Genomic DNA, 12,538 nt, shown 5'->3' with positions numbered 1-12,538 from the left:
CCCCCCCCCCCCCCCCCCCCCCCCCCCCCCCCCCCCCCCCCCCCCCCCCCCCCCCCCCCCCCCCCCCCCCCCCCCCCCCCCCCCCCCCCCCCCGGGCTCGGGTCAGCGCAGGGGGTAGGCCTGGATGGTGGTCTGTTCGGTTATGCGGCCCTCGGTGTCGACGACCTTTGTCTTCAGTGAGACGGCCTTCGCGCCGGTTGGGGTGGCGAAGGTGGCTCGGTATTCGCCTGGGCCGGCGGCTGACACCGAGGTCGGTTGCCAGGTTTGGCCGTTGTCGCCGGATACTTGGACTTGGATTGAGGCGACCTTTGGTAGGGGGAGGTTCGCGCCCGTGTCGTCTCGGTCGCCGGCGAGGGTGACTGGGAGGGTGGTGGTTGGGGTTCGGTCGGCGATGTTGTCGGGGCCGACCGGTGGGCGGTAGCCGATGCCGAGTAGTGGGATGCGGGTTTCGGTGGTGGTTTCTGCTGAGGTGAAGGTCCAGTGGAGGTCGGTGCGGGTGCTCAGGCCGGTGGACGACGGGCGGGTCTGGGTGGCCTCGAATCGGTACGTCGACTTCGCCGCGGGTAGGTCGACACTGCCCAAGAATCCGAAGCGGTCGCTCTCTCCGATCAGTTCGTCGTCGCGGAATAGCTTGCTGGACTGGCTTTCGAGTACGGCATCCACACGGTTGCCATCGGCATCGACGACCCCGTGGACGTACAGGAAGAGCCCGTCGCCGTCCCGCGCGGAGCTGTTGGGCGCCGTCCCGAAGACCGCCGCGTTGAACCGCTCGTGATAGGTCCGGCCGCTCTCGTACTTGCGGGACGGTGAAGTTGTCCAGGTGGCGTAGTCATCCGGAGAGCTGCCCGGATCGGCGTCCGGGTTGGTCGGCTGGACGACGTCCGTGTACCACTTGGCGCCGTCGGCGTCGACCATCGCGGTCGACTTGCTCGGTTGGTCGTAGCGCACCGCGGTGGTCCACAGGGCAAGGAAGTTCGATGGCGCCGCGACCACTGTGCGCCAGGTCTGCCGCTCGCCGACCGCGTTGAGCTGCTGCCGGAGGACGGCGAAGTCCTGCGGCCGCAGCTTCCGCACATAACCGGTCGGGAACCGGCCGGCCACCTCAGCGGCCTGCGCGTACAGGTACGGCGAGTTGTCGAACTTGCCGGCGGAGTTCCGTTCGGCCCACTGCGTGGTGATCAGACTGTTGAGGGCGTCCTTCCCGAGCTCCGGGCCAAGCTGCAGCGTGTAGACCCGGTCCAGATTCGGCAGGACCGCGATCGAGTCGAAGGCCCAGCCGGGTGTCCCCGTCCGGCTGTAGCCGATCGCCGCGATCGCGAGCGACGCGTCGGCCTTCGGGACGGTGACCTTGATCGGCTTCGCCTTCCGGGCGTCGATGACCAGCGTGCTGTCGGCGGTCAGCTGCAGGCTCGGATGCGACGTCCAGTACTTCGAGTCCGCCGCGGTGATGCGGTTGTCCACGACGTACTCGCCCTTGCGCAGCCGCAACCGGACCTCCGACTGCCCGCTGCCGTAGAAGGTCAGCTCGTGGTCCGACATTCCGTAGACCACGCCCTCCGGCGGTGCCGGCTTGCCGTCCGGGCCGATGCCCTTCAGCGTCAGCGTGTAGTGCTCGTCCTCCCGATCGACCCCGATGGACGTCGTCACCGAGCTCTCGCCGCTGGTTGCGGTCACTCGGCCCGAGTAGAAGCCATCGGCACCAGCGTGCTTGGTGTTCGAAGTCGCCTGCACGGACGCCGTCCCACCGGCCGGCACCGTCAGCTTGGTCGCGCTCAAGCTCAACGCGCCCGCCGGAGCCGGACTGCCGTCCGGCGCCTTGAGCTCTGCCGCGAGGTCGAGCGTGACGGGCTGGTCGCCCAGGTTGCGGTAGGTGAGTTCCTTGGTAACCGGCACGTCGTCATCGTGCGGCCAAAGCGCCGTACCGAACGACAGGTTGCCGGGATCGCTGATGACGGTCTGCTTGATCGCGTGGACGACGTCCACTCGCCCTGCCCCTTGCTGGAACGCCGTCTGGTCCGCCGCTGGTTTCGCGGAACCCATCAACGCGCCCTTGAGCTCACCGGCCTTCCAGCCCGGGTGCTGTTGCCCCAGCAACGCCGCGGCACCGGCAGTGTGAGGTGCGGCCATCGACGTACCGGACATGGTCGCGTAGTGCTCGCCGACCGGAGTACCAACGGTCGCGGTCTTCGACTTCGCCGCGACGATGCTTTGGCCGGGAGCCGTGATGTCCGGCTTGACCGCGCTGTCGCCGACGCGCGGGCCGCGGCTCGAGAAGAGGGACAGCTTGTCGTCGACCTTGCCGACCGAGCCGACGGTGAGCGCGGCGTCCGCGCTGCCGGGGGAGCTGACCGTTCCGTTCGTCGGACCGCCGTTCCCCGCCGAGATGACGAACAGCGTGCCGGTCTCGGCCGTCAGCCGGTTCACGGCGGCCTCCAGCGGGTCGAGCTCCGGAGTGTCCTCACCACCCAGGCTGATGTTGACGACCTTGGCCCGCACCTCGTTCGCGGCCCAATCCATCCCGGCCAGGACCGCGGACTCCGAGCAGCCCGCCTGCTCGCAGACCTTGCCGTCGTACAGTTCGGCGTCCGGCGCGACGCCCTTGTACTTCCCACCGGACGCCGCGCCGGTTCCGGCGATGGTGGACGCCACATGGGTGCCATGACCCACGCGGTCCGCGCCGTCCTCGGTGGTGAAGTTCTTAGCCGCCGCGACCTGCGTTGTCAGGTCGGGGTGCGACGCGTCGATCCCGGTATCCAGGACGGCGACCTTCACCCCCTCGCCGGTGTATCCGGCCTGCCACGCGGTCGGAGCGCCGATCCGGGGCACGGAGACGTCCAGCGCCGGCCGCCGCTTCCCGTCCAGCCAGATCTGGTCGACGCCCGCCTTCCGGAGACTGCCGAGGACGTTCGTGGACTTCGCGACCGTGACCGCAGCTCCGTTGACACTCGGCAGCTGCCTGGTCGCGCCCGGAAGCGCCGTCCGGTTCCGCGCCTTCGCGGCGTACGTGACGATGACCGGCATCGACGTACTGGCCCGGTCGTCGTACCCAGCAGCGATCAAACCGTTAACGTCGAACAACCGACGATCGAGCCGCCCCTTGGCGACGTCGTCCCGGACGTCGGACGGTACGACGTACAGCCGGCCGCCGGCGCGATAAACGTCGAACGTGATCTGCCCCCGGCCGGCACCCGCCTCGACGCTGGCCGCCCCGCGACCCCCGTCCCGAAGCGTCACCCGATCACCGGTCAGCAGCGTGACCTGCTGAACCTGCGACCCCGATGGCGGTCCCGGCGGCTTGGGCACAGCCGCAGCCGGCCCACTGAGCGCCAGGGCAGCGACAGAAGCAACGGCCACCAGGGCAGCCGGCCTCGATCTGGCGATAATTCGCACGATGAGTTTCTCCCTACGTTGAGCTCTACGCCCCCAGGACGCGCGAGCCCGCCAAACGCTGCAAGGCACCGCGACCAACACGGTCCCGGCACCTCGACAGCACCTCCGTAGTGAGTTGGTGCGGGGTTAGTTGCCGGCGGCTCCTTGGTGGAGGACTTCGAGGAGGGTGGGGCGGGTGGGGCGCCAGTCGAGGTCGGTGGTGGCTTTGGTGGAGGTGACTACTTGGTCCTGGAGGAGGGCGTCGGCGAAGCCGGTGCCGAGGCGGGTGTGGGCTTCGTCGGTGGAGCCGGGGGTGGCGCCGGGGGCGCCTAGGGTGCGGGCGGCGGCTTCGGTGAGGGTGCGGAGGGTTTCGGCGGTGTTGTTGCCGACGAGGTAGCGGCCGTGGGCGGCGGGGTTCTCGAGGGCGCGGCGGTAGAAGTCGGCCAGGTCGGCGGCGTGGACGAGGGCCCAGTGCTGGTCGCCGCTGCCGAGGATGACCAGGCGACCGGCGTCGTCCCGCGGCGAGTTCAGGATGATGCCGGGGATGGAGCCGCTGGCGCCGTCGCCGTACGCGTTGCAGGCCATGGTGATCGTCGCGCGAATGCCGGCGGTGCCGAGGAGGCGGTCCTCGATGGGCTTGCGCCAGGCGATGACGGACGCCGGGTCGAACGGCGACTGCTCGGTGATCGTGGTGCTGTTGCCGTACGTCCAGACGCCGCCGGTGTGCACGTAGGGCCGTCCGCTGCCGTCGTACGCCGCGATCGCCGCGTCAGCCACCGAGGAGTCCACCTGGGCACTCGTCGCGTCGCCAGGACTGGCAGTGTGGACGGCGCCGTCCGCCGCCTCGAAGATCTTCGTCACAGCAGCCTGATCAGTGAGATCGACGACGACCGGCCGCACACCGCGGACGGCGAGCGCATCGGCGCCCCGGTCGTCGCGCATCAGCGCGGTGACCTCATGACCATGGTCGAGCAGATTCGTGAGAACGTGCGAGCCGATGAACCCGGTTGCCCCCGTGAGCGCCACCTTCATGCTGATGAACCTCCTTGTCGAGACCTGACACGTTGCCTGTGTCAACTAGTCGCCCGCTATGACCGAACACCCGCTGATTTCGTGACAGGCAGCCGTGTCACAAGCCGATGGCGCGTCATGTCTTTCTGGGCATGCGCAAACTATGGTTGCTGACAGCCACGACGCTGTCGGCCATGAGTCTGATCCCAGCCAACGCCGCGAAAGCGGACACCCTCGAGGAGCCCTCGGGCAGTTCGTCCAGCAATCAGTCCGAGGTGCGCTCGGAGGCGGACACGCTGACCTACTGGACGCCGGAGCGGATGCGGAACGCCAAGGAGCTCGAGGCGCCCGCCCCCGCTCCGGGGAGCACGGGTAGCTCGCTGCCGACGTCGTCCGGCGTGGTGGTCGACCCGGTCCTGCCGAAGCGGAGCGGCGGTGGGACGGCGGCGCACGCCGTTCCGTTCGGCGCCGGGAAGCTGTTCTTCCGGACGCCGGCGGGCGACAGCGCGTGCTCGGCCTCGATCGTGTCCAGCCCCAAACAGAATCTGGTGATCACCGCGGCCCACTGCCTGCACGGCGGAACCGGCGGTGCGTGGTCCACCGACATCGTCTTCGCGCCGGCCTGGAACAAGGGGCCGTCGAAGCTGGGCAGGTGGTCCTGGACGGGATCACGTGTTCCGACCGCGTGGATCGATCACAAGGACGTCCGCTACGACCAGGGATTCGTCACCTTCGGAGAGCGCAACGGCCGTACCCTGCAGGACGCCGCAGGGATCGCCAACGGTCTGACGTGGGGGGAAACACCGGAACACTGGACCGTGGAAGCGTCCTGGCCGACCAATGAGCCCTGGCGTGGCGAGACCCGGCGGGTCGTCTGGGGTCGCACGACCCCGGACCGGGGCGCCGCGATCCTCAAGGGCGCGAACGGCTTCGGATCGAGTGGGGCAGGGTGGATCCGGGACGTGCAATTCGGCCCGGACGGCCCCGGCTGGCTCTGGACAGTCCACTCGCACGGCAACTCGACGAGCGGGCGCGCCTACCCCAACCAAGCCATCGTGAAAGAGATGTGGGACCTGATGGTCAGCTGACCAGGACGCCGGTCGGCAGCTGCCGACCGGCGCTCAGCAGCCTTACGTCCAAAGCGCCGGCCAGGCCCAGTCGGAGCACTCGTCGCGGCCGAACCCGTTCGGCCCGCAGGCCCGGAACTTCGTGACGTCGATGCCCAGCGGCAGTGCCCGCGAACTCTTCTTGTCGGTGTAGAGCTTGTGCATCTCGGGGTCGCCGTCCAGGTAGTAATCGACATGCGCGCCCAGATTGGTCGTACTGATCCAGACCCAGCTCTTGGCGCCGGGTGCGGAGTACTTGTTGTCGACTTGCGCGGTGTACTTGCCGACCGCGCGCAACGGAGTGATCGAGATCGTGCAGACAACCCAGCCGTCGCAGTCGTAATCGGCAGCAACCGCAGGTGTGGCGGTAGCCGGGCCGGCGATGAGTGCCGCGCCGGCTGCGACCAGGATCGCTAGGGTCGGCATGGTCAGTATCTCCAGGGGGAGCAGTTGTTGTCGCCGCGGCTTTCGCAGATGCGTACTTGGGCGATCTTTCCGTAGGGGAAGCTCCAGCTGTTCGACTTGCCGCCGTCGACGATCTCGCTGCCTTGCGTGAAGCCGTCGTACATCAGGTATTCGAGGTGGATCTTGCCGCGGCCGGCGTTCTTGACCCATAGCCAGCTCGATATGGTGGCGCCGCTCGGGTTGTTGCCGAAGGCAGCTTCGTGTTTGCTCTTGCCGGGGCTGGTCCAGGTGAACTCGCGGGCCGCGATGGGGGTCTGGTTGGAGAACCGCTCGGAACAGGAGCCCCCGGAGGCGGTCTCGCAGATCTTCACGTAGATGAGGTTGCCCGTGTCGACGTCGAAGGACTCGCTCTTACCGCCGCCGACGGACTTCGTGTACTGGTAGAGATTCTGGCCGTATGCCCAGAACTCGACGTTCACGCTGCCCTTGCCGCCGTTCTGCACCCAGATCCAGCTCTCTTTGCCGCTGCCTGGGTTGTTGTCGTACTGCACGGCGTGCGTGCTCCCGCCGGGGCTCTTCCAGGTGTACCGCGGCGAGGCGCTGGGGCCGGCATCAGGCGCGGTGGACGCCGACGCGGGCGCGAGGGGGATCACGGACAGGGCGGCCGCCGCCAGGATGAATGCGGTACGGCGGGCTCCGGCAATCTTTGGCTTCATGCCAGGCAATGACCTTCGACGCCGTCGACCTGTGACGGGCCGGGCCGTGACGGCGATCACGCGGGGCGTTGTCACAACCGGCGAAGGGCGGCTGTCTTGTCGGCATGACTCCTCTCATGACACGAGCAGCCCGTGGGTTGGCCTTGACGGTGGCGGTTGCCGCGGCGATCACGATCGCGCCGGCGACGGCGTCCGCGGCGTACGACGCGAACTTGAAGTGGGAAGGGCACGAGATGCAGATCGATCGCTATCCGAGCAGCCGGGTGAAGGCCTGGGTGTGGTTCTACAACGGTCGCAAGGGGACGAAGCTCCGGCTGGAACTCAAACACGACGCTCCGATCCAGAGCCAGCACTTCGTCCTGGACTACAACCAGGGGAAGGCGTACGAAATCATCGACCACCACGTCGTGTGGGCACAGCTGTGCGAGCTCGACCGTGACAACCGCCCGACCCGGTGCTCGGGCACGATCTAGGCAACGCTGTCACAGGGCGGCCGGGTTGTCGGTCTGGGTGGGCATGAGACTCAACATGCTGCGCCGCGGCGTCACCGTGACGGTGCTCGCCCTGGCCGCTTCGGTCCTCGCCGCCCCGCATTCGTCGGCCGAAGGGCCGGCTCCCGCCGGTTCGCCGTACACCTGGAAGTGGCGGGAGCACACCTTTCAGATCGACAACCAGCCGGACAACGGCGCCGCCGGCTGGGCCTGGGTCCACAACGGCGGTCGCGCCGGCCTGAAGGTCGAGGCCTACCGCCGGAACGAGAACTTCCCGAAGTCCGAGAGCATCAAGTCGGGCACGACCTGGCATCGTTCGTACGACTCGCCGGTCACCGGCCTGATCGTCTGTGAGAGCTCGGGAAGCCGCCGCTGCCGGGCCGCGGTCCAGCCGTCGTCCAACGGCGGTCACCACAACTACACCTGGAACTACACCAGTGGGCCCGCGGTGACCGTGCAGATCGACAACGATCCTGGGTTCGGGCGGGCGGCCTGGGCGTGGGTCAGCAATCGAGGAGCGCAGGTCATGGAGGTGGAATTCGACTTCGCCGAGGGCGGCAAGACGATCCACGTCGCCTCGGGGCGCAGTGTCGGCCTCTACCTGGACAAGCAGGTCGAGCACTACGTCCTGCGGGATTCCTACTTCTCCTACAACACCTTGGTCCCGGTCGGTCCGTGACCGGGTGAAGACCTGACCGTCCACCTGCCCGTGGACGGCCAGTAGGCAGGGCCGGGTCCTGGGACAGGGGCCCGGTCCGCGCCTGTTCTCGTTACCTGCAAGCGGTCACAGCTTCTCAGAGCTGTCTGTCTGTAGGGGTATGAAACGAGCAAACTGGCGCTCGATGCTCGAGCTACTGGGATGGGCTGCACCAGCCGCGCCCGTTCTCCGCAGCTTCCACTGGCAAGGACGCGCGGTCCAGGCCGGCAACCATCCCGGCGTCGGCGCGTGGGCACATGTCGACAACTGCGGCCGGGGTGGGGTTCGGCTGCACGTCCGGTTCGCCGACAACCGCGAATACGTCGGTGATCGGATCGAGCCGGGTGAGTCGGCGGGGGACTGGTGGCCGTTGGCAACGATCCGCACCGTGCACCTCGAGGCGGATATCGACGCCGGTGTCTGCTCGCCCCTGTTCTATCTCCGATGACCTCGATCCGAAAGGTTGGCCATGCGTCGTGTGGTGGCGTTTCTCCTGGTTCTGATAGTCGGCAGTGTGTTGCTGGTTCCGAATGCGACCGCCGCGGCCGGATGGCGGTCGCTGGCTCCCCTCGCCGGCGGGCCCCGTCAAGAGCACGGTGTGGCAGCGCTGAACGGCAAGATCTACGTGATCGGCGGTCTCGACGGGACGACGCCGGACACGAACACCCGCCGGGTCGAGGTCTACGACCCGCGTACCGACACCTGGTCCACCGCGGCGCCATTGCCAATGGCAATCAATCATCCGAACATCGCCGCGGTCGGCGGCAACATCTACGTTCTCGGCGGCCTCACCGGCTCCGGCCCCTGGGTAGCCACCGGGGCCGCCTTCAGCTACGACCCGAAGACTGATCGATGGAGCTCGCTGCCCACGATGCCGGCCGGTTCGGAGCGTGGCGGCGGTGCCGTCGGAACGTCCGGCACGAAGATCTACATCGCCGGCGGTCTGCGGCAGCTGGTCCCCGGCCCCGGCGGCTTACAAGACACGGTCGCCACGTTCTCGGCGTACGACGTGGTCACCCGCAAGTGGCAGGCCCTCCCGCCGCTGCCCGAGCCGCGTGATCACCTCGGCGGCGCCGTCGTCGCCGGCACCTTCTACGCGCTGGGTGGCCGCGCCAACGGCATCGGTAACCCCAAAGCCACGGTCTTTCACTTCAGCCTGAGCACCGGGCGCTGGACCACCGGTACGCCGATGCGCACGCCGCGCAGCGGAGGCGCCACCGCCGTCGTCGGCGCGCGGATCTACCTGATGGGTGGCGAAGGTAACGACGCTTCGCCCACCGGAGTCTTTCCCCACAACGAGTCCTACGACACCCGAACCAACTCCTGGACCAGGCACGCCGACATGCGCACCCCGCGCCACGGCATGGCCGCGGTTGCTCTCGGCAACACCATCTACGTACCCGGCGGCGGACCCATCACCCGCCTGAACCCTGCCACCACCAACGACGCTTTCCGGTAAGCGGGCTTGCTCGAGCTGCTCCGCCCCGCAGCTCGAGCAGGTACCTGCTACCAGTCCGGGTCGAGGTACTGACCGGAGCACCGCTGTTTGCCGCTGATCTCGCAGATCTCCACCCAGCGGACATCCGAACTACCCTCGACGCTGAAACTCGACTTCTTCGCGATGCCCAGACTCTCGAAGTAGTCGCCGTCGGCGAACTTCACCTTGACCTTGATCCCGGCCCGGCCGCCGTTCCAGGCCCAGATCCAGCTGCCGGCGCCGTTCCCGGGATTGTTGTCGAACTTGATCGTGTGTTCGCGCCAGTAGTTGGTCACCTCAACCGCGGACGCGGTGGTCGCGACACCGGCCGCGGACACCAGAGCAAGGGCCAGGACGCCGGCGCCGCGCCGGATCGTCGTACGCAAGAACTTCATGTCGTACTCCTTCCGAAAGGATCAGAGGTCCGGGTACCAGAGTTCGGAGCAGCGGCCGAGGAAGTTCGTTTCGCACACCTGCACCGTCAGCACGGCGCGCTGGGTGAAATTGAACGCCTGGTCGGTCCGCGGCGGGATGCGGTCCGAGGTCCAGCGCTCCTGGCCGAAGGAGACGACCAGCTTCACCCCACCGCGGCCGCCGTTCTTGACCCAGGCCCAGCTACCGGCGCCGTTGTCGGGCTCTTGGTCGATCTGGACGGTGTGCTCACGCCAGTAGTAGGTGTTCGGTGTTTTGGCGCTCGCGGGAGGTGCCAGACCGATGCAGCTCACCAGGGCGGTCGCCAGCACAGCTGTCAGCTGCGTCGCGAGTTTTCGTGAGTTCATGCTCCCTAAGACAGGGAGCTACCCGTTCGCGTGACAGTCAGCGGGTGAGGCCGCGGCGGACGGTGATGTAGAAGGTGGTGAGGTCGTCGATGAGGAGCTCGACCTGGGCCGGGCTGGTGAGGTCGGCGTCGAGGAGCCAGTCGGAGATCTGGTCGAACATGCCGCCGACGAGGCCGATGGCGACGGAGTGGCGCAGGGGGCGGTGCTCTTCGGTGGGCGGGCCGTCGTAGTGGTCCCAGAGTTGTTCGAGGAAGGCGGCCGACCAGCGGCGGTTGGTCCGGCGCTCGCGTTCGGCGGATTCGGAGATGCCGGCGGCCATGCCGAAGGTGACGCGGGTGACGCGCGGGTCGTCGACGAGGGCGTGGACGAAGGTCGCGAGCAGCCGGGGGGCTTCTTGGCGTTCGTTGCCGGTGGCCTGTTTGGCGGCCTCGGCCATCTGGGCCTCGAGCCGCTCGGACGTCCGGCGGAGCAGCGCCACGTAGCACTCCTCGCGGCTGCTGAAGAGCTCGTAGAAGCTCTTGGTGCCGATGTACGCCGTGGTGCAGATCTGCTCGATCGAGGTGTTCAGGTAGCCGTTGGCGGCGAAGAGGGTGAGCGCGGCGTCGAGCAGCTGCTCGCGTCGCTCGGCGCGCCGTTGTTCGGCGTCCAGTCCCCGAATGGTCCGACTCATGCGCTGGACGTTACCCCCGGTGCGGTCTGCGTAACCAAGTGATGTGTTTTGAACACGAGCTCTTGTTCATAACCCGGAAACCTGCTCAACTTTCCGTTACCCACCGGTCACCGACCGACACGTCACGGGGAGTCCCACCATGTCCAACCGCCGTACCAGCACTTTGTTACGCAGGGCCGCCCAAGCCCTGCTCGCGACCGCCGTGGTGACAACCGCCCTGGTCACCACGACCCCGGCCGCGACCGCGGCCCCGTCCGCCGGCTTCGACAACTGGTCCTGCAAACCGTCGGCCGCGCACCCGAACCCGGTCGTGCTGCTGCACGGCCTGGGCGGCAACGGCCCCGGGAACTACTCGTTCCTCGGCCCGTACCTGGCCGCGAAGGGGTACTGCGCCTTCACGCTCACCTACGGTCAGGCGTCGCCGCTGATCCCGGTCGGCGGCACGATCCCGATCGCGGAGTCGGCCGCGCAGATCCAGGCCTTCGTCCAGCGCGTCCGGCAGACCACCGGGGCCGCCAAGGTCGACATCGTCGGCCACTCCGAGGGCGGTTTCCACAGCATCTACGGCCCCAAGGTCCGCGGGTACGCCGGATCCGTCGGCAAGGTCGTCGCGCTCGCGCCGCCCACCCACGGGACGACGTTCGCCGGCCTGGTCAGCGTCGGCGACTACCTCGGGCTGCGGCCGCTCGTCGACCAGGTCCTCCGGGACTTCGGCTGCCCGGCGTGCAAGGAGATCATCGTCGGCGGCTCCGCGATCAAACAGCTCACCACCGGCCCGATCGCCCAGCCGGGCGTCAAGTACACGGTGATCGCGAGCCGGCTCGACGCGCTCGTCACACCGCACGAGACGTCGTTCATCCGCGAGCCCGGCGTCACGAACAAGTTCGTCCAGGACGTCTGCCCGCTGGACCCGGTCGGTCACGTCGGCCTCGCCTTCGACCCGACGGTCGCGCAGCTGGTCGCCAACGCCCTCGACCCGGCCCGCGCCAAGCGGGTGATCTGCGGCTTCGGCCCGCCGCTCTAGGCGGAGCGGTCGAGCTCCTGCAGCAACGGATCCACCAGGAGCGCGTAGCCGCACGCGACGCAGACCAGCTCATCGGTCTCGTCACCCGCGTGATCGACCGCGTCGACCCGCTCGAACGGCATCGTCCCCGCGCAGATCACGCAGAACTGAGCGGTATCGGCCACCAACTGGAACTTCCGCATCAGGCTCACCTCCGGAGAGCGCTCACTGACCACCATGCCACCGGAGGCCGGGCAAACCGATGAGCGACACCCCCGCGCACCTGGGGGGCGGGGGTGTCGCTCAGCGGGACTTACTTGGTCCACTCCTGGCCGAGCTCGTGCTCCTTCTCCAGGCCCTTGCGGATGGCGTCGACCACGAACGGCTCGATCTTCTTGCCGATCAGCGGTACGGCGACCTTCACGTCCAGCTCGATCCCCTGGGCGGTCTGAGCGCCGCCCGGGACGATACTCGCGGTGCCCTTGAGGCTGACCGGGGTGTTGGTGATCTCGCCGCTGACGTCCGCCGTCCGGGAGCCGTCGGCGGCCGCCGCGTGCCAGGTCTCGGTCTGGACGACGGTGAGCGTGCCCCCGACGAACTTGCGGGCGATGTCCGGGACGTCGTCCGACGCCATCTCCCGGGTCACCTTGACGACGGTGTCGGCGCCGGACGTGCTCACCTGGACGTCGTACGACAACGCGTTGGTCTTCTCACAGGCCTGTTCCCGGAACGTCTTGTCCGTGACGACCGCGAACACTTCCTCGGGCGTGGCGTCGTACGACGCGGAAAGCTTCAGCTCCATGGCGCCATCATG

15 protein-coding genes are annotated in these 12,538 nt (G+C 68.2%); 6 read left to right on the top strand and 9 right to left on the bottom strand.

What is annotated here, in order from left to right; genetic code table 11:
- Positions 1-102 precede the first annotated feature (102 nt).
- Together ACZ6ZD_RS37080 and ACZ6ZD_RS37075 are read right to left on the bottom strand one after the other, a co-directional pair.
- Positions 103-3,354, bottom strand: a complete 3,252-nt coding sequence (locus ACZ6ZD_RS37080) for a S8 family serine peptidase (protein WP_465679230.1) — start codon at positions 3,352-3,354, stop codon at positions 103-105.
- A 162-nt stretch (positions 3,355-3,516) separates the two neighbouring features.
- Positions 3,517-4,401, bottom strand: coding sequence for an NAD-dependent epimerase/dehydratase family protein (locus ACZ6ZD_RS37075; RefSeq protein ID WP_465679228.1), 885 nt, complete (start codon positions 4,399-4,401; stop codon positions 3,517-3,519).
- Positions 4,402-4,574: 173 nt separating this feature from the next.
- Between ACZ6ZD_RS37075 and ACZ6ZD_RS37070 the strand changes: the two genes are divergently transcribed.
- Complete coding sequence (locus ACZ6ZD_RS37070; protein ID WP_465679227.1) at positions 4,575-5,468, top strand: trypsin-like serine peptidase; 894 nt, start codon at positions 4,575-4,577, stop codon at positions 5,466-5,468.
- Positions 5,469-5,510: 42 nt separating this feature from the next.
- On the opposite strand, the gene ACZ6ZD_RS37065 is transcribed toward ACZ6ZD_RS37070, so the two are convergent.
- Together ACZ6ZD_RS37065 and ACZ6ZD_RS37060 are read right to left on the bottom strand one after the other, a co-directional pair.
- On the bottom strand, positions 5,511-5,912 hold the full coding sequence (locus tag ACZ6ZD_RS37065) for a hypothetical protein (protein WP_465679226.1): 402 nt from the start codon (positions 5,910-5,912) through the stop codon (positions 5,511-5,513).
- Positions 5,913-5,914: 2 nt separating this feature from the next.
- The gene (locus ACZ6ZD_RS37060; RefSeq protein ID WP_465679224.1) at positions 5,915-6,607 is read right to left on the bottom strand and encodes a hypothetical protein; all 693 of its coding nucleotides are present in this window, start codon (positions 6,605-6,607) and stop codon (positions 5,915-5,917) included.
- A gap of 116 nt (positions 6,608-6,723) precedes the next feature.
- On the opposite strand from ACZ6ZD_RS37060, the gene ACZ6ZD_RS37055 reads away from it, so the two are divergent.
- The 4 genes from ACZ6ZD_RS37055 (at position 6,724) to ACZ6ZD_RS37040 (ending at position 9,254) form a co-directional block, all read left to right on the top strand.
- Positions 6,724-7,080 (top strand): hypothetical protein, encoded by a 357-nt coding sequence (locus tag ACZ6ZD_RS37055; protein ID WP_465679223.1) that lies wholly within the window; start codon positions 6,724-6,726, stop codon positions 7,078-7,080.
- Positions 7,081-7,123: 43 nt separating this feature from the next.
- A complete protein-coding gene (locus ACZ6ZD_RS37050; protein WP_465679222.1) occupies positions 7,124-7,777 on the top strand; it encodes a hypothetical protein in 654 nt (217 codons plus the stop codon).
- 163 nt (positions 7,778-7,940) lie between these two features.
- Entirely contained in the window at positions 7,941-8,243 is a 303-nt protein-coding gene (locus ACZ6ZD_RS37045) for a hypothetical protein (protein WP_465679221.1), read from the top strand.
- Positions 8,244-8,264: 21 nt separating this feature from the next.
- Positions 8,265-9,254 carry a Kelch repeat-containing protein gene (locus tag ACZ6ZD_RS37040; protein ID WP_465679219.1) on the top strand — a complete coding sequence of 330 codons (990 nt, stop codon included), beginning with the start codon at positions 8,265-8,267 and terminating at the stop codon, positions 9,252-9,254.
- Between the two features lie 47 nt (positions 9,255-9,301).
- Here ACZ6ZD_RS37040 and ACZ6ZD_RS37035 read toward each other — a convergent pair whose 3' ends face one another.
- The 3 genes from ACZ6ZD_RS37035 to ACZ6ZD_RS37025 are packed head-to-tail and all read right to left on the bottom strand — an operon-like array spanning position 9,302 to position 10,721.
- Positions 9,302-9,667 carry a hypothetical protein gene (locus tag ACZ6ZD_RS37035; RefSeq protein WP_465679218.1) on the bottom strand — a complete coding sequence of 122 codons (366 nt, stop codon included), beginning with the start codon at positions 9,665-9,667 and terminating at the stop codon, positions 9,302-9,304.
- A 21-nt stretch (positions 9,668-9,688) separates the two neighbouring features.
- The gene (locus ACZ6ZD_RS37030; protein WP_465679217.1) at positions 9,689-10,051 is read right to left on the bottom strand and encodes a hypothetical protein; all 363 of its coding nucleotides are present in this window, start codon (positions 10,049-10,051) and stop codon (positions 9,689-9,691) included.
- A 37-nt stretch (positions 10,052-10,088) separates the two neighbouring features.
- Positions 10,089-10,721, bottom strand: a complete 633-nt coding sequence (locus ACZ6ZD_RS37025) for a TetR/AcrR family transcriptional regulator (RefSeq protein WP_465679215.1) — start codon at positions 10,719-10,721, stop codon at positions 10,089-10,091.
- Positions 10,722-10,860: 139 nt separating this feature from the next.
- Between ACZ6ZD_RS37025 and ACZ6ZD_RS37020 the strand changes: the two genes are divergently transcribed.
- Positions 10,861-11,745 (top strand): alpha/beta fold hydrolase, encoded by an 885-nt coding sequence (locus tag ACZ6ZD_RS37020; protein ID WP_465679214.1) that lies wholly within the window; start codon positions 10,861-10,863, stop codon positions 11,743-11,745.
- Here ACZ6ZD_RS37020 and ACZ6ZD_RS37015 read toward each other — a convergent pair.
- Together ACZ6ZD_RS37015 and ACZ6ZD_RS37010 are read right to left on the bottom strand one after the other, a co-directional pair.
- Positions 11,742-11,927: a hypothetical protein gene (locus ACZ6ZD_RS37015; RefSeq protein ID WP_465679213.1), complete on the bottom strand. Its 186-nt coding sequence runs from the start codon at positions 11,925-11,927 to the stop codon at positions 11,742-11,744. The two genes, ACZ6ZD_RS37020 and ACZ6ZD_RS37015, sit on opposite strands and share 4 nt — an antisense overlap.
- A 110-nt stretch (positions 11,928-12,037) precedes the next feature.
- Positions 12,038-12,526, bottom strand: coding sequence for a DUF2505 domain-containing protein (locus ACZ6ZD_RS37010; protein ID WP_465679211.1), 489 nt, complete (start codon positions 12,524-12,526; stop codon positions 12,038-12,040).
- Positions 12,527-12,538 lie beyond the last annotated feature (12 nt).

The sequence above is a fragment of the Kribbella sp. NPDC104218 genome, from assembly GCF_055584105.1.
The sequence above is the reverse complement of the archived record's forward strand: the minus strand, read 5'-3'. Positions and strand labels throughout refer to the sequence as shown.

Coding starts and splice junctions, on each gene's coding strand:
- ACZ6ZD_RS37050 (WP_465679222.1), top strand. CDS start 7,124: ATGAGACTCAACATGCTGCGCCGCGGCGTCACCGTGACGGTGCTCGCC.
- ACZ6ZD_RS37075 (WP_465679228.1), bottom strand. CDS start 4,401: ATGAAGGTGGCGCTCACGGGGGCAACCGGGTTCATCGGCTCGCACGTT.
- ACZ6ZD_RS37030 (WP_465679217.1), bottom strand. CDS start 10,051: ATGAACTCACGAAAACTCGCGACGCAGCTGACAGCTGTGCTGGCGACC.
- ACZ6ZD_RS37055 (WP_465679223.1), top strand. CDS start 6,724: ATGACACGAGCAGCCCGTGGGTTGGCCTTGACGGTGGCGGTTGCCGCG.
- ACZ6ZD_RS37065 (WP_465679226.1), bottom strand. CDS start 5,912: ATGCCGACCCTAGCGATCCTGGTCGCAGCCGGCGCGGCACTCATCGCC.
- ACZ6ZD_RS37045 (WP_465679221.1), top strand. CDS start 7,941: ATGCTCGAGCTACTGGGATGGGCTGCACCAGCCGCGCCCGTTCTCCGC.
- ACZ6ZD_RS37035 (WP_465679218.1), bottom strand. CDS start 9,667: ATGAAGTTCTTGCGTACGACGATCCGGCGCGGCGCCGGCGTCCTGGCC.
- ACZ6ZD_RS37020 (WP_465679214.1), top strand. CDS start 10,861: ATGTCCAACCGCCGTACCAGCACTTTGTTACGCAGGGCCGCCCAAGCC.
- ACZ6ZD_RS37015 (WP_465679213.1), bottom strand. CDS start 11,927: ATGCGGAAGTTCCAGTTGGTGGCCGATACCGCTCAGTTCTGCGTGATC.
- ACZ6ZD_RS37060 (WP_465679224.1), bottom strand. CDS start 6,607: ATGAAGCCAAAGATTGCCGGAGCCCGCCGTACCGCATTCATCCTGGCG.
- ACZ6ZD_RS37025 (WP_465679215.1), bottom strand. CDS start 10,721: ATGAGTCGGACCATTCGGGGACTGGACGCCGAACAACGGCGCGCCGAG.
- ACZ6ZD_RS37040 (WP_465679219.1), top strand. CDS start 8,265: ATGCGTCGTGTGGTGGCGTTTCTCCTGGTTCTGATAGTCGGCAGTGTG.
- ACZ6ZD_RS37010 (WP_465679211.1), bottom strand. CDS start 12,526: ATGGAGCTGAAGCTTTCCGCGTCGTACGACGCCACGCCCGAGGAAGTG.
- ACZ6ZD_RS37070 (WP_465679227.1), top strand. CDS start 4,575: ATGAGTCTGATCCCAGCCAACGCCGCGAAAGCGGACACCCTCGAGGAG.